Source organism: Kitasatospora sp. NPDC127035, assembly GCF_042726075.1.
Classification (GTDB): domain Bacteria; phylum Actinomycetota; class Actinomycetes; order Streptomycetales; family Streptomycetaceae; genus Kitasatospora.
Genome location: NZ_JBHXDN010000062.1, coordinates 7,587 through 29,389, shown reverse-complemented (window position 1 = coordinate 29,389; position 21,803 = coordinate 7,587). Strand labels below are relative to the sequence as shown.

The window sequence follows — 21,803 nt, the reverse complement described above, 5'->3', positions numbered from 1 at the left end:
CCGGCCTGGCTCGCTCATGTGCTGTTGCCTCTCGTTGCTGCGGCGGGTCAGGAGATTCCGAATTCCTTGCCGATCAGGTCGAACATCTCGTCGTCGGTGGCGGCTTCCAACTCGTCGACGAGGACGGCGCCGCCGGTGCCGCCGGTCGGCACCGTGTCCGCGCCCTGCCAGGCGGCGAGCAGGCCGTGCAGCCTGGCGGTCACCCGCGACCGCTCGTCGTCACCGGCCGACGCCGCCTGCAACCCCTTTTCGAGCCGGTCGAGTTCGGCCAGGAGGGCCGCCACCGAGGAGACCGTGGCGGGCCTGAGCCGCTCGGCGAGGTGAGCGGCGAGAGCGGCGGTGTTCGGGTAGTCGAAGACCAGCGTGGACGGCAGTCGCAGGCCCGTCACGGCCATCAGGCGGTTGCGCAGGTCGACCGCGATGAGCGAGTCGAAGCCCAGCTCGCTGAACGGCCGCGCGACCGGGACGGCGGCGCCGGAGTCGTACCCCAGCACGGCCGCAACCTGACCCTGGACGGCTTCGAGCACGATCCGGTCCTGGTCCTCGGCGGGCAGGCCCTCCAGGCGCCGGCCCAGTGCCGGCCCCGCCGACACGTCCCGGCGGCTACGCGGTGCGCGGACCAACCCGGCCAGCAGCGGGGGCAGCAGGCCGACCTCGGCCGCCTGGCCGAGCGCGGCCGGGTCGAGGGCGAGCGGGGCGACCAGCGGCTCGCCGGTGCCGAGCGCGGCGTCGAGCGCGGCGAGGCCCTGTTCCGCCGTGAGCGGCAGGACACCGCCGCGCCGCATCCGCTCCCGGTCGGCGTCGGTGAGGGACTCGCCCATCCCCGCGTCCCACAGGCCCCAGGCGAGGGAGGTCGCGGGGACTCCCCGCGCGCGCAGCTGGGTCGCGTAGGCGTCCAGGAAGGCGTTGGCCGCGGCGTAGTTACCCTGACCGGCGTTGCCGAACAGACCGGCCGCCGAGGAGTAGAGGACGAAGGCGCTGAGCGCCCGGCCCTCCGTCGCGGCGGCGAGGTTGCGCGCGGCGTCGACCTTGACCCGGAACACCGTGTCGAGGCGCTCGGGCGTCAGATCGGCGAGGAGGGCGTCGTCCAGCACACCGGCGGCGTGGATCACCGCGGTCACCGGCTCGCCCCGCAGCGCTGCGGCGACCGCTTCCGCGTCCGCCACGTCACAGGCCACCGCCCGCACCTTCGCCGAAGCGAGCTCCTCGACGAGTCCCGCATCCCCACCGGAGCGGGACAGCAACAGCAGATCACGGACGCCGTGCGTCTCGACCAGATGCCGGGCGACCAGCCGCCCCAGGGTGCCGGTCGCACCGGTCACCACCACCGTGCCGTCACCGAACTCCACCGGCGCGGACGCGGAACCCGACAGGCGTACCAGACGCGGCGCAGTGACCACGGCCTCGCGAACGACGGCCTGCGGCAGCGGGTAGAACACGTCCTCGGCCGCGTCCACCAGATGGAGCCGGTCCGGGTGCTCGGCCTGCGCCGACCGCACCAGACCCCACAACGCGGCACCGTCCGCGTCGGTGATCTCCGTACCTTCCGCACCGAACGTCCGCACCACCAGGCGCGATTCGGACCACGCCGCGTCGGCCAGCCACGACTGGAGCAGCACCAGCAACGCGGCAGCCCGGTCCCGGGCCGCACCCGCCGCCGTCGCATCCACCAACAGCACCGGCACCGGCGACGGCAACGCGTCACCGAGACGGATCACCGCACCCGGCACCTCGGCCGCCACCTCCTGCGAGGCCCACTCCACACCGAACAGCAGTCGGTCGGCGAGGCCGCCGAACTGACCGGCCGCGACCGGACGCAGCACGAGGCTCTCCACGGCCGCGACCGGACCACCCGACGAATCGGTGAACGTGAGCCGGACCGTGTCGGTACCGGGCGCGGGAGCGATCTCGACCCGGAGGCTCGTCCCGGCCGGGCCCGCGACCCGGACCCCGGAGAAGCCGAACGGCAACCGGACACCGCCGTCGACCGGGAGCGCGCCACCCGCGCCGATCGCGTGCAACGCCGCGTCGAACAGTGCCGGGTGCAGCGCGTACCCGGCGGTCGCGTGATCGAGCTCGACCTCGGCGAACACCTCCTCGCCGCGCTTCCAGACGCCCTTCAGACCCTGGAACGCCGGCCCGTACTCCAGCCCGGCGGCTGCCGCCGCCGGGTAGAAGCCGTCGACGTCGATCTCGTCCGCGCCCGCCGGCGGCCAGACCGCCGCCGCGGCGGCGGTGTCCGGGAACGGCTCGGCGGCGTCGCTCAGCGCGCCCTCGGCGTTGAGCACCCACGCGGCGTCGTCCTCGTGCCGGGAGTGGATCGTCACCGCGCTGCGGCCGTCCTCGGGCGCGGCCAGGGTGACCCGGACCTGGGCCCCGTCCTGGTCCCCGAAGGTCAGCGGGGCCTGGAGCAGCAGTTCGTCCAGCACCGGGAGCCCGGCCTGCTCCCCGGCGGCGAGCGCCATCTCCACCAGTGCCGTGCCCGGGACGACCGTACGGCCGGAGACCGCGTGGTCGGCCAGCCACGGGTGCGTACGGGTCGAGAGCCTTCCGGTGAAGACACTGTCACCGGAGGGAAGTTCGACCGCGGCGCCGACCAGCTGGTGCCCGGTGCCGACGAGGCCGAGGCCGACGGCGTCACCGGTGGAACCGGTCCGGGGCCGCGGCCAGTACCGGCGGTGCCGGAAGGCGTAGGTGGGCAGGTCGGCGCGCGGGCCGGTGCCGAGCACCGAGCCCCAGTCGACGTCCTGGCCCTCCACGAACAGCGCCCCGACTGCCGTGAGCAGCGCCATGACCTCGCCCCGGTCACGGCGCAGCGCGGCGACGGAGGTCAGCTCCGGACGCAGGTCGCCGATCAGCGCGGTGAGGACGCCGTCCGGGCCCAGTTCGAGCACACGGCCGGCGTCGAGAGCGGTGACGGCGTCGGCGAAGCGGACCGGCTCGCGGACCTGCCGGACCCAGTACTCCGGGTCCGACCACTGGCCGGGTGCCACCGGGGCGCCGGTCACCGTGGAGACGGCGGGGGTCACCGGGTCGGCGAAGCCGAGCGTCCCGACGATCGTGCGGAACTCGTCGAGCATCGGCTCCATCAGGCGGGAGTGGAACGCGTGGCTGGTCCGCAGGCGGTTGGTCTTCCAGCTCCGGTCCGCCGCGAGTCCGGCGATCCGCGCGATGTCGTCCTCGGCGCCCGACACGACCACGGCGTCCGGGCCGTTGACCGCCGCGATGTCGATGACCGGGTCCGCCTGGCGCACCTCGGCCTCCGAGGCCCCGACGGCCAGCATCGCCCCGCCCGCCGGGAGGGCCTGCATCAGCCGGCCCCGGGCGGCGACGAGCTTCGCCGCGTCGGCCAGGGTGAGGACCCCGGCGGCGTGGGCGGCGGTGATCTCACCGACCGAGTGACCGGCGACGACGTCCGGCTCCACGCCCCAGGAACGGACGAGGGCGAGCAGCGCCACCTCGACCGCGAAGATCGCCGGCTGCGCCCACTCCGTCCGGTCCAGCCGTTCCCGGTCCTCCAGGACCTCGTGCAGCGGGAGGCCGAGCGCGGCGCACACCTCGTCGAAGGACGCGGCGAACACCGGGAACGCCTCGTACAACTCCCGTCCCATACCGACCCGCTGGGACCCTTGACCGGTGAACACCACTGCCAGAGCGGCGCGGTGCGCCTCCCCGAACCGCGTCCCGGCCCCGGGTTCGTCGCCCGAACCGACGCCGGCCAACGCGCGGTCGAGCGCGGGGTGGTCGGTGGCGAGGAGCAGGGCGCGGTGCCTGAGGGCCGCTCGACCGGCGAGGGCCCGGCCCACCCGGTCCAGCGACAGGTCCGCCGTGTCGGCGGTGCGCAGGCGGGCGGCGTAGGCGTGCAGCGCGTCCGGGTCCGCCGCGCTGAGCACGATCGGGGTCACCGGAAGGCTCCGACCCGACGCGGCGGCCGGGGAACTCGGAGCCACGGCTTCGAGGATGACGTGGGCGTTGGTGCCGCTGATGCCGAACGAGGACACCGCGGCCCGACGCGGCCGGTCGGTCGCGGGCCAGTCGCGGGCCTCGGTCAGCAACTCCACCGCACCCGCGGACCAGTCCACCTGGGACGACGGCGCGTCCACGTGCAGCGTGCCGGGCAGCACGCCGTGCCGCATCGACTCCACCATCTTGATGATGCCCGCGACACCGGCCGCCGCCTGCGTGTGACCGAGGTTCGACTTCACCGAACCCAGCCACAGCGGCTCGTTCTCCGCACGGTCCTGGCCGTAGGTGGCGAGGAGCGCCTGGGCCTCGATCGGGTCACCGAGCGAGGTGCCCGTCCCGTGCGCCTCCACCGCGTCCACGTCCCGCGCCGACAGACCCGCCGACTCCAACGCCTGCCGGATCACCCGCTGCTGCGACGGACCGTTCGGCGCCGTCAGACCATTGGACGCACCGTCCTGGTTCACCGCACTGCCCCGCACCACCGCCAGGACCGGGTGACCCAGACGCTCGGCATCGGCCAGCCGCTCGACCAGAAGCATGCCGACACCCTCGCTCCACCCGGTGCCGTCCGCGCCCTCGGCGAAGGACTTGCACCGGCCGTCAGCGGCGAGGCCCCGCTGCCGCGAGAACCCGACAAAGGTGTTCGGCGTCGCCATCACGGTGACACCACCCGCCAGCGCCGCGTCACACTCGCCGCTGCGCAGCGCCTGCACCGCGAGGTGCAGAGCCACCAGCGAGGACGAGCACGCCGTGTCGACGGTGACCGCCGGGCCCTCCAGACCGAAGGTGTACGACACCCGGCCCGACGCGATGCTCCCGCCAGTGCCCATGAAGCCCTCGGCACTGTCGTCCGAGGCCCCCAGCACCATCGAGTAGTCGTTGTACATCACGCCCGCGAACACCCCGGTCCGCGAACCGCGCAGGCCCAGCGGGTCGATCCCCGCCCGCTCGAACGCCTCCCACGACGCCTCCAGCAGCAGCCGGTGCTGCGGGTCCATCGCCAGCGCCTCACGCGGCGAGATCCCGAACACCTCCGGGTCGAAGTCCCCCGCGCTGTAGAGGAATCCACCCTCCCGCGTGTACGAGGTACCCGGGTGGTCCGGGTCGGGGTGGTACAGGTTCTCCACGTCCCAGCCACGGTCCTCGGGGAAGAACCCGATCCCGTCCCGCCCGGACGCCACCAGCTCCCACAGGTCCTCCGGCGACGCGACGCCCCCGGGGTAACGGCACGCCATCCCCACGATCGCGATCGGCTCGTCGGCACGGAGCGCACGGACCGTCCGGCCCGTCGCGCCCGCCGGGGCGACGGCGTCGGCCCGTTCGACCGCTCCGGCGAGTTCGGCACCGAGGTGCGCTGCCAGGGCGAGCGTGTTCGGGTAGTCGAAGACCAGCGTGGACGGCAGTCGCAGGCCGGTCACGGCCATCAGGCGGTTGCGCAGGTCGACCGCGATGAGCGAGTCGAAGCCCAGCTCGCTGAAGGCGCGTTCGACCTCGACCGCCTCCGGGCCCGCGTAGTCGAGAACCGCGGCCACGTGGGTCCGGACCAGGTCGAGCACCGCCCGATCGCGCTGCGGCGCCGGCAGGCCGGCCAGCCGCAGGCCCAGGGCGGTGTCGGCCCGCTTGCGGACCGGCACCCGGACCAGGCTCGCCAGCAGCGGGGGCAACAACCCGGCCGCGGCGGCCTCGCGCAGCGGGGCCGTGTCGAGCGCCAGCGGCGCGACGGCCGCCCGGCCCGTACCCAGCGCGGCGTCGAAGGCCGCGAGCCCCTGCTCGGCGGTCAGCGGCAGGATGCCGCCCTGCCGGGCCCGGGCCAGCTCGGCTTCGCTGAGCCCGCCGGCCATACCCGCGTCCCACAGGCCCCAGGCCAGCGACGTCGCCGGCACGCCCTGCGACCGCAGCTCGGTCGCGTAGGCGTCCAGGAACGTGTTGGCCGCGGAGTAGTTGGCCTGGCCGGCGTTGCCGAACAGACCGGCCGCCGAGGAGTAGAGGACGAAGGCGCTGAGCGTCCGGCCCTCCGTCGCGGCAGCGAGGTTGCGCGCGGCGTCGACCTTGACCCGGAACACCGTGTCGAGGCGCTCGGGCGTCAGATCAGCGAGGAGGGCGTCGTCCAGCACACCGGCGGCGTGGATCACCGCAGTCACCGGCACGCCCCGCAACGCCTCGGCCACCGCTTCCGCGTCCGCCACGTCACAGGCCACCGCCCGCACCTTCGCCGAAGCGAGCTCCTCGACGAGTCCCGCATCCCCACCGGAGCGGGACAGCAACAGCAGATCACGGACACCGTGCGTCTCGACCAGATGCCGGGCCACCAGCCGCCCCAGGGTGCCGGTCGCACCGGTCACCACGACCGTGCCGTCCCCGAACTCCACCGGCGCGGACGCGGAACCCGTCACCCGCACCAGACGCGGCGCGGACACCACGCCCTCGCGCACCAGCGCCTGCGGCAGCGGATAGAACACGTCCTCAGCCGCGTCCAGCAGATGGAGCCGGTCCGGATGCTCGGCCTGCGCCGACCGCACCAGACCCCACAACGCGGCACCGTCCGCATCGGCGATCTCCGCACCTTCCGCACCGAACGTGCGGACCACCAGGCGCGATTCGGACCACGCCGCGTCGGCCAGCCACGACTGGAGCAGCACCAGCAACCGGGCCGCCCGCTCCCGGGCCGCACCCGCCGCCGTCGCATCCACCAACAGCACCGGCACCGGCACCGGCAGCGCGTCACCGAGACGGATCACCGCACCCGGCACCTCACCCGCCACCTCGTGCGCGGCCCACTCCACCGCGTAGAGCAGCCGCTCGGCCGCAGCCGCTCCCGGGCGGACGGACGAGACCGGGCGCAGCACCAGGCCGTCGACCTCGGCGACCGGTGTGCCGGACGCGTCGGCGAGCAGCAGCCGTACGGTGTCGGCGCCTCCGGCCAGGGTCAGGTGCGCCCGAAGCCGCGTACCGGCCGGCCCGAAGGACCGGAAGCCGGTGACGGCGAACGGGAGCCGGACGTCGCCGTCGGTGAACAGGCCGCCGGCGGCGATCGCGTGCAGGACCGCGTCGAACAGTGCCGGGTGCAGCGCGTACCCGGCGGTCGCGTGATCGAGCTCGACCTCGGCGAACACCTCCTCACCGCGCTTCCAGACGCCCTTGAGGCCCTGGAACGCGGGGCCGTAGGCGAGCCCGCCGGCCGCTGTCTCCGGGTAGAAACCGGAGAGGTCCAGCGGGTCGGCGCCGGTCGGCGGCCAGGAGACCAGGTCCACCTCGGCGGGCGACCGCTCGTCCGCGGCGGCCAGCACGCCGGTGGCGTGCGTCGTCCAGGGGTCGTCGTCCTCGGCGCGGGCGTGCACCGACAGCGCGCGCCGGCCGTCGGCGTCGGGCGCGGCGACGGTGGCGCGGAGCTGGACACCACCGCGCTCGGGCAGCGGCAGCGGAGCCTGCAGCAGCAGTTCCTCCACGACCGGGGCACCGGCTCGCTCGCCGGCTGCGCGGGCCATCTCGGCCAGCGCGGTCCCCGGTACCAGCGGGCTGCCCTGCACGACGTGGTCGGCCAGCCACGGGTGGGTGCGCAACGACAGCAGGCCGGTGAGCAGCGTCGTCGCCGCGTCGGGGGCCTCGACGGCTGCTCCGAGCAGCGGGTGGCCGGTCTCGGCCAGCCCGAGGCCGATCGCGTCGCGGCTCGCGCCGGTCCGCGGCCGGGGCCAGTAGCGCCGGCGCTGGAAGGGGTAGGTGGGCAGCTCGACCCGGGGGGCGCCGGTGCCGTCGAACACGGCGGGCCAGTCGACCCGCTGGCCCCGTACGTACAGCTCGGCCAGCGCCGTCAGCAGCACGGTGGGCTCGTCCCGGTCCCTGCGCAGTCCGGCCACCGCCACGGCATCCGGGCAGAGCAGGCCCGCCAGGACGGCGAGCACGCTGTCCGGGCCGAGTTCCAGGATCCGGTCCGCGCCCAGGGCCACGGCCGCGTCGGCGAAGCGGACCGGGCGGCGGACCTGGTCGACCCAGTACTCGGGGTCCGACCACTGACCGGGCGTCACCGGAGTGCCGGTCACGGTCGAGACGGCGGGAAGTACCGGGTCGACGAGGCCGATCGTCTCCACGACCGTGCGGAACTCCGCCAGCATCGGCTCCATCAGCCGGGAGTGGAACGCGTGGCTGGTCCGCAGGCGGTTGGTCTTCCAGCCCCGCTCGGTCACCAGCTCGGCGATCGCCACGATGTCGTCCTCGGCACCGGAGACGACCACCGCGGCCGGCCCGTTGACCGCCGCGAGGTCGATGTCCGGGAACGCCTCCCGCACCTCGCCCTCCGACGCCCCGACGGCCAGCATCGCGCCGCCGGCCGGCAGCGCCTGCATCAGCCGGCCCCGCGCCGCCACCAGCTTCGCCGCATCCTTCAGCGTGAGGACCCCGGCGGCGTACGCGGCCGTGATCTCACCGACCGAGTGACCGGCCACGACATCCGGCGTGACACCCCACGAGCGGACCAGCGCCAGCAGCGCCACCTCGACCGCGAAGATCGCCGGCTGCGCCCAGCCGGTCAGGTCCAGCCGTTCCCGGTCCTCCAGGACCTCGTGCAGCGGGAGGCCGAGCGCGGCGCACACCTCGTCGAAGGACGCGGCGAACACCGGGAACGCCTCGTACAACTCCCGGCCCATACCGACCCGCTGGGACCCCTGGCCGGTGAACACCACCGCCAGTCGGCCGTGCCCGGCGACCCCGGTCAGCGGGTGGGATCCGGCGGCCACCGCCGCCAGGCCCTCGTCCAGTGCAGCCTGGTCGGCGGCCACGACGACCGCGCGGTGCCGCAGCGCCGCGCGCCGGGTCAGCGCCCGGGCCAGGCCGGTGACCGGTGCGTCCAGTCCGTAGAGCTGTTCGGCCTGGGCACGCAGCCCGGCCTCGTCGGCGGCGGTGAGGACGACGGGGGCCGCCGGCCGTGCACGCAGCGGCAACTCGTCCGACCCGGTGGCCGGTTCGGTGAGCGGCACGCCTTCGAGGATGACGTGGGCGTTGGTGCCGCTGATGCCGAACGAGGACACCCCGGCCCGGCGCGGCCGGCCGGTCGCGGGCCAGTCGCGGGCCTCGGTCAGCAGCTCCACCGCACCGGCGGACCAGTCCACCTGCGAGGACGGCTCGTCCACGTGCAGCGTGCCGGGCAGCACGCCGTGCCGCATCGACTCCACCATCTTGATGATGCCCGCGACACCGGCCGCCGCCTGGGTGTGCCCGAGGTTCGACTTCACCGAACCCAGCCACAGCGGCTCGCCGGAGCGGTCGCGCCCGTACGTCGCCAGGAGGGCCTGGGCCTCGATCGGGTCGCCCAGCGGCGTGCCCGTCCCGTGGGCCTCCACCACGTCGACGTCGCCGGCGTCGAGCCGTGCGTTGGCCAGCGCCTGGCGGATCACCCGCTGCTGCGACGGACCGTTGGGCGCGGTCAGACCGTTGGACGCACCGTCCTGGTTCACCGCACTGCCCCGCACCACCGCCAGGACCGGGTGACCCAGGCGCTCGGCATCGGCCAGCCGCTCGACCAGCAGCATGCCGACACCCTCGCCCCAGCCGGTGCCGTCGGCGCCGTCCGCGAAGGACTTGCACCGGCCGTCGGCCGCGAGACCGCGCTGCCGCGAGAACCCGACGAAGGTGTTCGGGGTACCCATGACGGTCACGCCGCCGGCCAGCGCCGCGTCACACTCCCCGCTGCGCAACGCCTGCACCGCCAGGTGCAGAGCGACCAACGAGGACGAGCACGCCGTGTCGACGGTGACCGCCGGGCCCTCCAGACCGAAGGTGTACGACACCCGGCCCGACGCGATGCTCCCGCCGGTGCCCATGAAGCCCTCGGCGCTGTCGTCCGAGGCCCCCAGCACCATCGAGTAGTCGTTGTACATGACACCGGCGAACACTCCGGTCCGCGAACCGCGCAGGCCCAGCGGGTCGATCCCCGCCCGCTCGAACGCCTCCCACGACGTCTCCAGCAGCAGCCGGTGCTGCGGGTCCATCGCCAGCGCCTCGCGCGGCGAGATCCCGAACACCTCCGGGTCGAAGTCCCCCGCGCTGTAGAGGAATCCACCTTCACGCGTGTACGAGGTACCGGGGTGGTCGGGGTCGGGGTGGTACAGGTTCTCCACGTCCCAGCCACGGTCCTCGGGGAAGAACCCGATCCCGTCCCGCCCGGACGCCACCAGCTCCCACAGGTCCTCCGGCGAGGCGACGCCCCCGGGGTAGCGGCACGCCATCCCCACGATCGCGATCGGCTCGTCCGAGGCGACCGCGGCGGTCACCACCGGGGCCGCCGCCGCGACCGCCCCGGCGAGTTCGTCGGCCAGGTACGCGGCGAGTGCGACGACGTTCGGGTAGTCGAAGACCAGCGTGGAGGAGAGCCTCAGTCCGGTCACCGCGTTGAGCCGGTTGCGCAGTTCGACGGCGGTCAGCGAGTCGAAGCCCAGCTCGCTGAACGGCAGGTCCGCGGCGACCGCCGACCCGTCGGCGTGGCCGAGGACCGCGGCCACGTGTGTGCGGACCAGGTCGAGGCCGACCCGCTCGCGTTCGGCCTCCGCCAGCCCGGCCAGGCGTGCGGCGAACCCGCCGCCCGCCGTGGCCGCCGCGGGCCGTCCCGGCGCCGGCACCAGCCCGCGCAGCAGCGGCGGCACCCAGGGCCGGGTCCGCAGCGCGGCCAGGTCGAGCCCGAGCGGCACGACGGCCGCGCGGTCGGCGGCCAGCGCGGCGTCGAACGCGGCGAGGCCCTGCTCGGCGCCGAGCGGCACGATGCCGCCCTGCCGGGCCCTCGCCCGTTCGGCGTCGCTGAGCCCGCTGCCCATCCCGGCGTCCCACAGGCCCCAGGCCAGCGAGGTGGCCGGGACGCCCTGCGACCGCAGTTCGGCGGCGTAGGCGTCCAGGAAGGCGTTGGCGGCGGCGTAGTTGGCCTGGCCGGGACCGCCGAACAGGCCGGCCGCCGAGGAGTACAGCACGAACGCCGTCAGGGGCCGGTCGGCCGTGGCGGCGCGCAGGTTGGCGGCGGCGTCCACCTTGGCGCGGAACACCGTCCGCAGCCGCTCCGGGGTGAGGTCGGCGAGGAGCGCGTCGTCGAGCACGCCGGCGGCGTGGATCACCGCGGTGACCGGCTCGTCCCGCAGGACCTCGGCGACGGCGTCGGCGTCGGCCAGGTCGCACGCGGCCGACCGTACGGTCACGCCGTCGAGGTCGAGGTCGGGGTCGGCGGCCCCGCCGGACCGGGAGAGCAGCAGCAGGTCACGGACGCCGTGCGTCTGCAGCAGGTGCCGGACGAGCAGTCGCCCGAGGGTGCCGGTGGCACCGGTGACGACCACGAGGCCGTCGCCGAGGTCCGCCGTGCCCGACGCCCGGATCCGGGCCAGGCGCGGCACGCGGACGACGCCGTCGCGGACCAGGGCCTCCGGCAGCGGATAGAACACGTCCTCGGCCGCGTCCACCAGATGGAGCCGGTCCGGGTGTTCGGCCTGCGCCGACCGCACCAGACCCCACAGCGCGGCGCCGTCGGCGTCGGTGATCTCCTCGCCGACCGCGCCCGACGTCCGCACGACGAGCCGGGAGTCGGCCCGGGCCGGGTCGGCGAACCAGGTCTGCAGCAGGGTGAGCAGGGCGGCTGCGCGCTCACCCGCCGCGCCGGGCGCGGTCGCGTCGACCGTCACCACCGGGGCGGGGGCGGGCAGCGCGGCGCCGAGCGGGATCGTGACACGGGGCTCCGCGGACACCTCGGTCTCCTCCGGCACCCACTCCACGCCGTAGAGGAGCCGGTCGGCGGCCGAGAGCTGGACCCCGGAGACCGGCCGGAGCGTCAGCTGCTCGACCTCGGCGACCGGCAGGCCGGACTCGTCGGCCAGTGCCACCCGCACGCTGTCGGGGCGCGTCCCGGGGGTGAGCCGCACCCGCAGGACCGTTCCGGCCTCGCCGGAGATCCGCACGCCCGCGAACTCGAAGGGCAGGCGGACGCCGTGCTCGGGCAGCAGCCCGCCGGCTCCGACGGCGTGCAGGGCGGCGTCGAAGAGCGCCGGGTGCAGCGCGTATCCGGCGACCGCCTCCTCGGTGCCGACCTCGGCCAGCACCTCCGTGCCGTGCCGCCAGACCTTGCGCAGGCCCCGGAAGGCGGGCCCGTAGGCCATTCCGGTGGCGGCCAGCGCCGGGTAGAAGTCCTCGACCGGTACCGGCTCGGCTCCGGCCGGCGGCCAGACGACCAGTCCGGGGTCGGCCGGCTCCTCGCCCTGGGCGGTGAGCGAACCGGTCGCGTGGACGGTCCACGGCTCGGTCTCGTCGGCACGGGCGTGCAGCGTGACCTGGTGCCGTCCGTCGTCCGCACCGGCCGCGACCGTGACGCGCACCTGGACGCCGCCGCCCGCCGTCAGGGTCAGCGGGGTCTGCAGGACCAGTTCCTCCAGCGCCGGGGCGCCCGCCCGGTCGCCGGCGGCCAGCGCCATCTCGACCAGCGCGGTACCGGGCACCACGACCCGGTCGAGCACGACGTGGTCGGCCAGCCAGGGGTGGGTGGCCACCGAGAGCCGGCCGGTGAGCACGGTGGTCGGCGAGTCGGGCAGTTCCACCGCCGCGCCGAGCAGGGCGTGGCCGGTGCCGACCAGGCCGAGGCCGGCCGGGTCGGTCACGTGCAGCCCGCGGCGCGGGCGGGGCCAGTAGGTGACGTGCTGGAAGGCGTAGGTGGGCAGTTCGAGCCGGGTCGCGCCGGTGCCGGCGAAGACCGCCGCCCAGTCCACCGCGACGCCGGCCGTGAACAGCCGCCCGAGCGCGGTGAGCAGCGTCTCGGACTCCTCGCGGTCGCGGCGCAGGGCCGCGACGGCGGTCAGCTCGGGGCGGGTGTCCTGCACGAGTGCGGTGAGGACGCCGTCGGGGCCGAGTTCGAGGACCCGGTCGGCGTCGAGGGCGGTGACGGCGTCGGCGAAGCGGACCGGGCGGCGGACCTGGTCGACCCAGTACTCCGGGTCCGACCACTCCCCCTCGGAGACTGCGGCTCCCGTGACGGTGGAGACCGCGGCCAGGCGGGGTGCACCGAACCGCAGGCTCCGGACGACCTCCGCGAACTCGTCGAGCATCGGCTCCATCAGCCGGGAGTGGAACGCGTGACTCGTCCGCAGCCGCGACGTCTTCCAGCCCCGCTCCGAGGCAAGATCCGCGATCCGCACGATCTCGTCCTCGGCGCCCGACACGACCACCGCGGCCGGCCCGTTGACCGCAGCCAGGTCGATGTCCGGGAACGCCCCGCACACCTCCGCCTCCGACGCCCCGACCGCCAGCATCGCGCCGCCCGGGGGCAGCGCCTGCATCAACCGGCCCCGCGCCGCCACCAGCTTCGCCGCGTCCGCCAGGGTCAGGACCCCGGCGGCGTACGCGGCCGTGATCTCACCCACCGAGTGACCCGCCACGACATCCGGCGTCACACCCCACGAACGGACCAGCGCCAGCAGCGCCACCTCCACCGCGAAGATCGCCGGCTGCGCCGAACCCGTCCGGTCCAGCGACTCCGCGTCCAGCCCGTGCAGCGTCAGCCCCAGCGCCTCGCACGCCTCGTCATAGGCGGTCGCGAACACCGGGAAGGTGTCGTACAACTCCCGGCCCATCCCGACCCGCTGCGACCCCTGACCGGTGAACACCACCGCCAGCCGGCCCTCGGCGGCGACGCCTCCGCTCCGCACGCCGTCGGCGAGGTCGAGCAGTTCCGTCACGGTCTGGTCGCCGGTGCGTGCCAGCACCACCGCCCGGTGCGGCAGCGCCGCCCGGCCGGCCAGCGAGTGGCCGACGTCCAGCAGCCGCGCGGTGGGGCGCGTGTCGAGGAAGTCCAGCATCCGGGCGGCCTGGCCGGCCAGGCCGGCGGCGTCGTGCCCGGAGAGCACCAGCGGCACGACGGGCAGCGGGCGGCCGGCCTGCGGCTCCTCCGCCTGGGCGGCGGGGGCCTCCTCGAGGATGATGTGGGCGTTGGTGCCGCTGATGCCGAACGAGGAGACCCCGGCCCGGCGCGGGTGCGCGGCGCGCGGCCAGGGACGGCCCTCGGCGAGCAGCTCCACCGCTCCGGCCGCCCAGTCGACCTGGGGGGAGGGCCGGTCGACGTGCAGCGTGCGGGGCAGCACGCCGTAGTGCATGGCCAGCACCATCTTGATGACGCCGGCGACGCCGGCCGCGGCCTGGGTGTGCCCGATGTTCGACTTGACCGAGCCGAGCCAGAGCGGCACGCCCCCGGTCCGGTCCTGGCCGTAGGTGGCCAGCAGGGCCTGGGCCTCGATCGGGTCGCCGAGGGAGGTGCCGGTGCCGTGGGCCTCGACCGCGTCGACCCCGGCGGGGGTCAGCCCGGCGGTGGCGAGGGCCTGGCGGATGACGCGCTGCTGGGAGGGGCCGTTGGGCGCGGTGATGCCGTTGCTGGCACCGTCCTGGTTGACGGCGCTGCCGCGGAGCACGGCGAGCACCGGGTGGCCGGCCCGGCGGGCGTCGGAGAGCCGTTCGAGCAGGACGACGCCCGCGCCCTCGCCCCAGCCGGTGCCGTCACCGGCGGCGGCGAAGGCCTTGCACCGGCCGTCGGCGGCGAGGCCGCGCTGCCGGCTGAACTCGACGAAGGCGCCCGGGGTCGCCATGACGGTGACGCCACCGGCCAACGCGAGGTCGCACTCGCCGGAGCGCAGCGCCTGGGCGGCGAGGTGCAGGGCGACCAGGGAGGAGGAGCAGGCGGTGTCGACGGTGATCGCCGGGCCCTCGAACCCGAAGGTGTAGGAGACCCGGCCGGAGACCAGGCTGCCGGCGCTGGCCGCCCCGGCGTAGCCCTCGGCTCCGGCGCTGGCCTGGCGCAGCAGCGTGCCGTAGTCGCTGTAGAGGACGCCGGCGAACACGCCGGTCCGGCTGCCGCGCAGCGCGGTCGGGTCGATGCCGGCGCGCTCCAGCGCCTCCCAGGAGGTCTCCAGCATCAGGCGCTGCTGCGGGTCCATGGTGACGGCCTCGCGCGGGCTGATGCCGAAGAACCCGGCGTCGAACCGGCCGGCCCCGGCGAGGAACCCGCCCTCGTCGACGTAGGAGGTGCCGGGGTGGTCCGGGTCGGGGTGGTAGAGCGAGTCGAGGTCCCAGCCGCGGTCGTCGGGGAAGCCGGAGACACCGTCCCGGCTGTCGGCGAGCAGCCGCCAGAACGCCTCGGGGGTGTCCGCCCCGCCGGGGAGGCGGCAGCCCAGGCCGACGATGACGACGGGGTCGTCGAGGTCGGTCCCGGCGGGCCGGGACGTGACGGCAGTGGCCGGGCCTACCTGCTCGGCCAGCGCGCCGACCAGTTCGCCGCGCAGGAAGGCGACCAGCGCCTGCGGGGTCGGGTAGTCGAAGGTGAGCGTCGCCGGCAGGCGCAGCGCGGTGGCGGCGTTGAGCCGGTTGCGCAGTTCGACGGCGGTCAGCGAGTCGAAGCCCAGCTCGCTGAAGGCCCGGCCGGCCGGGACGGCGTCACCGGAGCCGTGGCCGAGCACCGCGGCGACCTGGGTGCGGACCAGGTCGAGGAGCAGCCGGTCCTGGTCGGCGGGGGCCAGCTCGGCGAGGCGCTGGAGCAGGGAGGCGGCGGTGGCGCCGGTGGCGGCGCGCCGGACGTTCTCGCGGACCATGCCGCGCAGCAGCGGGGGCAGGCCGGCGTCGCCCTGGCGGGCGCGCAGCACGGTGTGGTCGATCCGGATCGGCACCAGCAGCGGATGCTCGGAGTCGAGGGCGGTGTCGAACAGGCCGAGGGCCTCGGGGACCGCCAGCGGTGCGATGCCGCCGCGGCTGAGCCGCCGGCGGTCGACCTCCGACAGGTTCTGGGCCATGCCGGCGTCGGTGTCCCAGGCGCCCCAGGCGAGCGAGGTGCCGGGCAGGCCGCGGCTGCGGCGGGCGGCGGCGAAGGCGTCGAGGAACGCGTTGGCGGCGGCGTAGTTGCCCTGTCCCGGGGTGCCGAACAGGCCGGCGACCGAGGAGTACAGGACGAACGCGTCGAGGTCGGCGCCGGCGGTGGCCTCGTGCAGGTTGACCACCGCGTCGACCTTGGCGCGGAGCACCGCGTCGAGCCGGTCGGGGGTCAGTGCGGTGAGCACGGTGTCGTCCAGGACGCCCGCGACGTGCACGACGGCACGGACGTCCACGCCGTCGAGCACCCGGTCGAGGTCGGTGCGGTCGGCGACGTCGCAGCGGACCAGCCGGACCCTCGCGCCGGCGTCGGTCAGCTCGGACCACAGGTCGGCGGCGCCGGGCGCGTCGGTGCCGCTGCGGCTGAGCAGCAGCAGGTCGCGGACGCCCCGGGTGTGCACGAGGTGGCGGACGAGCAGCCGGCCGAGCGTGCCGGTGGCGCCGGTGACGACCGTGGTCCCGCTCTCGCGGGCCTGGCGGGGCATCACCAGGACGTTCTTGCCGATGTGCTTGGCCTGACTGACGAAGCGGAACGCGTCGCGGGCCTGCCGGACGTCCCACGCGCGCACCGGGGGCAGCCGCAGCTCGCCGGCGTCGAACAGCGCGAGGATCTCGGTGAGCATCGCGCCGATCCGGTCCGGGCCGGCCTCGAAGAGGTCGAACGGCCGGTAGCGGACGCCGGGGTGGTCGGCGGCGAGGAGGGCCGGGTCGCGCAGGTCGGTCTTGCCCATCTCCAGGAACCGGCCGCCGGCCGGCAGCAGGGTCAGGGACGCGTCGATGAGCTCGTTGGCCAGGGAGTTGAGCACGACGTCGGCGCCCCGGCCGCCGGTGGCGCGGGCGAACTCCGCGGCGAACGCGGTGGTGCGGGAGGAGGCGATGTCCTCGTCGGGCAGGCCGAGGGCGCGCAGGGCGTCCCACTTGGCGGGGCTCGCGGTGGCCAGGACCCGGGCGCCGAGGTGCCGGGCGATCTGGATCGCGGCGGTGCCGACGCCACCGGCGCCGGCGTGCACCAGCACGGTCTCGCCGGGTTGCACGTCGGCCAGGTCGACCAGCGCGTAGTAGGCGGTGAGGTAGGCCATCGGCACGGCGGCGGCCTCGGCGAACGTCCAGTCGGACGGGATCCGGGCCAGGAGCCGCCCGTCGGTGACCGCGACCGGGCCGAAGCCCCCGGCGAACGCGCCCATGACCCGGTCGCCCGGGGCGAGGTCCGGCCCGTCAGGGCCGACCTCCAGGACGACGCCGGCGCCCTCGCTGCCGAGGTCGAGCGGGTTGTCGCTGGGGTGGACGCCGAGAGCGATCAGCACGTCGCGGAAGTTCAGGCCAGCGGCGCGGACGGCGACCCGCACCATGCCCGGCTCCAGCGGACTCTCGGGCGCGGGGCAGGCGACCAGCCGCAGCTGGTCCAGGGTGTCGCCGCCGGCGGCCTTCTCCAGCCGCCAGGCGGGCGCGTCGGGCGGGGTCATCGCCGGGTCGGGCAGGATGCGGGCCAGCCGGGGCGCGGCGACGGCGCCGCCCCGGACCAGGGCCTGCGGGACGTCACCGGCGGCGACCAGGGCGGGAAGGGCGGCCCAGGACGCCGCGCTGCCGTCGACGTCGGCCAGGACGATCCTGGCCGGGTACTCGGACTGGGCGGAGCGGACCAGGCCCCAGACGGCGGCGTGCGCGAGGTCGGTGGGCTCCTCGCCGGGGCCGCCGGCGACGGCGCCGGTGGTGGTGACGACCAGCGTGGTCCCGGCGTACCGCTCGTCGCCGATCCACTCCTGGAGCGCGGCCAGCACCCGCCGGGTGGCGGTGCGGACGCGGGCGGCCGGACCGGCCGGGTCGTCGTGGTCGGCGTGCCCGGGCGGGCAGTCCAGCAGCAGGACGGCCGGCGGGTCGGCCGGGGCGTCCGGGCCGGCCAGCGGCAGGCCGGTGTCCCGGACGGCTCCGAGGGCCGCCCAGCCGGTCGGGGCCGGGGTCTCCTCCAGCCGGCGTTCGACCCAGTCGACGCCGAACAGCGAGCGGGGTGCCTGGCGCGGCCCGACCGCGAGCGGGCCGGCGGCGACCGGCCGCATGACCATCGAGCCGATGGTCACGACGGGGGCGCCGGTGCCGTCCGCGGCGAGGAGCGCGACCCGGTCGGTGCCGGACGGGGTGAGCCGGACGCGCAGGGCGGTGGCGCCGACGGCGTGCACGGCGAGGTCGGTGAAGGCGAACGCCATCCGGGCCGAGCCGTCGGCGCCGGCCCCGGCGAGGGCCGCGCCGTGCATCGCGGCGTCCAGCAGGGCGGGGTGGAGCTGGAAGCGGGCGGCCTGGCCGGTCTCGGACTCCGGCAGGGTCACCTCGGCGTAGACGTCGTCGCCGAGCCGCCAGGCGGCGGTCAGGCCCTGGAACGCCGGCCCGTAGCCGAAGCCGGCGCCGGACAGCCGTTCGTAGAAGCCGTCGACCGGCAGGCGGGTGGCGCCGGCCGGCGGCCAGACGTCCAGGTCGTCCGGCGGGGTCTGCGGGCCGGCGGGGGCGAGGTACCCGGTGGCGTGCAGCGTCCACGGCTCGTCGGGCAGCGCGTCCTCGCGGCGGGAGTGGACGCCGACGGTGCGCCGGCCGCTCTCGTCGGCGGCGCCGGTGACGACCTGCAGCGCGACGCCCCCGGACGCGGGGACGGTGAGCGCGGCCTGGACGGTGAGCTCCTCCAGCACCGGCGTGTCGACCTGTTCGCCGGCCCGCAGCGCCAGTTCGACCATCGCGGTGCCGGGCAGGACGGCGGTGCCGAGCACGGCGTGATCGGCGAGCCAGGGGTGGGTCTGGACGGCGATCCGCCCGGTGAAGACGCTGCCGTCGCCGTCGGCGAGGGTCAGCACCGCGCCGAGCAGCGGGTGCCCGGTCGCGGTCAGCCCCAGTCCGGCGGCGTCGACGGTGACCAGGTCGGCCGGTGAGGGCCAGTACAGCTCCTGCCGGAACGGGTAGGTGGGCAGGTCGAGCGGCTCGGCGGGGCGCACGGGGTGCAGGGCCGACCAGGTCACGGCGGAGCCCGCGGCGTGGATCCTGGCCAGGGCGGTGAGGAACGCGGTGACCTCGTCGCGGTCCCGGTGCAGCGCGGCGACGCACGCCCCGGCGTCCGGCAGCGTCTCCGCGGCCATCGCGGCCAACACGGTGTCGGGGCCGAGTTCCAGGTAGCGGCCGGCGCCCAGGGCGTCCAGCGCGTGGACGGCGTCGGCGAAGCGGACGGGGCTGCGCACCTGGTCGACCCAGTACTGCGGGTCGCTCCACTGGCCGACGGCGACCGGGCGGCCGGTCACGGCGGACACCGCCGCGAGGGTGGGTTCGGCGAAGTCGAGGCCGCGGACCACCGCACCGAACTCGGCGAGCATCGGCTCCATGAGCCGGGAGTGGAACGCGTGGCTGGTGTTGAGCCTGCTGGTCTTCCAGCCGGCGGCGCGGGCCTTCTCGGCGAACCGGTCGACCGCGGCCTCGGGGCCGGAGAGCACGACGGCGGACGGACCGTTGACGGCGGCGATGTCGAGGTCGTCGGGGCCGGCCGCCCGGACGGCGTCCTCGGTGGCGCGGACGGCGAGCATGGCGCCGCCGGACGGCAGCGCCTGCATCAGCCGGCCGCGGGCGACGACCAGGGCGGCGGCGTCGTCCAGGGAGAGCACGCCTGCGGCGTGGGCGGCGGCGATCTCGCCGACCGAGTGGCCGGCGACGATCTCGGGCTCCAGGCCGAGGCCGCGGACGGTCTCCAGCAGGGCGACCTCGACGGCGAACAGCGCCGGCTGGGCGTAGCCGGTCCGGTGCAGGAGGTCGCTGTCGAGGACGTCCCGCAGCGGGAGGTCCCCAGGCTGCCGGACGAGGTGGCGGTCGAGGGCGGCGGCGACGGTGTCGAACGCCTCCGCGTACCGGGGGAACCGCTCGGCGAGCCGGCGGCCCATGGCGGTCCGCTGGGCGCCCTGGCCGGTGAAGAGGAAGGCGAGCTTGCCCTCGGCCGGCTCGCCGGTGACCAGGCCGGAGCCGGGCTCGCCGACGGCGAGGGCGGCGAGGCCGCTCAGGAGCGACTCCCGGTCGTCGGCGAGCAGCACGGCGCGGTGCTCCAGCGCGGCGCGGCCGGTCGCCAGGGCGTGGCCCAGGTCGGCGATCCGCACCCGGGGCCGGTCCTCGACGAAGGTGTAGAGCTGCCGGGCCTGCGCGCGCAGGGCGTCGGCGTCCCGGGCGGACAGCACCACGGGGGCCGGCAGCAGCGGGGCCGGCCCGGACGGGGCCGGCTGCTCCGCGGCCGCGCCGGCCCCGTCCGCGTCGTCCGCGCCGTCCGCGTCGTCCGCGTCGGTCCCGGCCTCGGTCGGCGCGGGCGGCTCCTCGATGATCATGTGGACGTTGGTGCCGCTGACCCCGAACGAGGAGACACCGGCCCGGCGGGGGGTGTCCCGGCGGGGCCAGGGGAGGGCCTCGGTGAGCAGTTCGACGTCACCGGCCGCCCAGTCGACGTGCGGGCTGGGCTCGTCCAGGTGCAGCGACTTCGGCATGGTCTCGTGCCGCATCGCCAGCACGGCCTTCATCACACCGGCGACGCCCGCAGCGGCCTGGGTGTGGCCGATGTTCGACTTGACCGAGCCCAGCCGGGCCGGGCGGCCGGCGGTGCGGTCCTGCCCGTAGGTGGCGAGCACGGCCTGGGCCTCGATCGGGTCGCCCAACCGGGTGCCGGTGCCGTGCGCCTCGATCAGGTCGACGTCGTCGACCGAGAGCCCGGCGTTGGCCAGCGCCTGCCGGATGACGCGCTGCTGGGAGGGGCCGTTGGGAGCGGCGATGCCGTTGCTGGCGCCGTCCTGGTTGACGGCGCTGCCCCGGATGACGCCGACGACGGGGTGGCCGAGCCGCCGGGCCCGGGAGAGCCGCTCCAGCAGCAGCAGGCCGACGCCCTCGGAGAGCCCGATGCCGTCGGCCTCGGCGGAGAACGCCTTGCAGCGGCCGTCGGCGGCCAGACCGCGCTGGCGGCCGAACTCGGTGAACGCGCCCGGGGTGGCCATCACGGTCACGCCGCCGGCCAGCGCCATCGTGCACTCGTCGGCGCGCAGGGCCTGCGCGGCGAGGTGGATGGCGACCAGCGACGAGGAGCAGGCGGTGTCGATCGTGACGGCGGGGCCTTCGAGGCCGAGCGTGTAGGACACCCGGCCGGAGAGGACGGCCGCGGTGGTGCCGGTGATCAGGAAGCCCTCGGCCGCCTGCACGCTGCCGCCGATGAGCCGGACGTAGTCCTGCGTGTTGGAGCCGATGAACACGCCGGTACGACTGCCGCGCAGCGTGGTCGGGTCCACCCCCGCCCGCTCCAGGGCCTCCCAGGACGCTTCGAGCACCTGCCGCTGCTGCGGGTCCATCGACAGCGCCTCGCGCGGGCTGATGTCGAAGAACGCCGCGTCGAACTCGCCGGCGCCGTCCAGGAAGCCGCCCTCGGAGGACCGCCCGTCGGTGGTCCCGGAGCCCTCGTCGTAGGCGTCGTCGAGGTCCCAGCCGCGGTCCGCGGGCGGGCGGCCGATGGCGTCGGCGCCGGCGTTCACCAGCCGCCACAGGTCGTCGGGGCTGCGGACGCCGGCCGGGTAGCGGCAGCTCATGGCCACGATCGCGATCGGCTCCCGATCGGCGGACTCAGCCTTGTGGAGCCGCTCACGGGTCTGGTGCAGATCCGCCGTGACCCGCTTGAGATAGTCGAGGAGCTTCTCTTGAGCCACCAACTCAGGCCTCACCAAGTTCGGTTCGCGCGGAGCGCGGGGAAGCGATGCGGGGGACCGCCGAAGCGCGTGTCCGCACTCCTGCCAGCCTGGGCCGAACGTAGGCCGCCTCCCGGGCGGCGGCCTACCCCTACCCCTCCCCTGCCGGGACCGGGGTGCCCTGGGACCGGGGTGCGGGCCCGACCCCGGACGCGCGCGGGCCGCGCCCCCGGAGTTCCGGGGGGGGGGGGCGCCGCCCCGGGCGGCGGCGGCCGCCCCGTTGGCGGGGGCGTATAAAAAAAA

The 21,803-nt window shown here is 75.8% G+C and carries 1 protein-coding gene; it reads right to left on the bottom strand.

All coding sequences use genetic code 11. From position 1 onward, the window contains the following. Window positions 1–47: 47 nt before the first annotated feature. Window positions 48–21,524 (bottom strand): SDR family NAD(P)-dependent oxidoreductase, encoded by a 21,477-nt coding sequence (locus ACFWIC_RS31760; RefSeq protein ID WP_380520608.1) that lies wholly within the window; start codon window positions 21,522–21,524, stop codon window positions 48–50. Window positions 21,525–21,803: the final 279 nt, after the last annotated feature.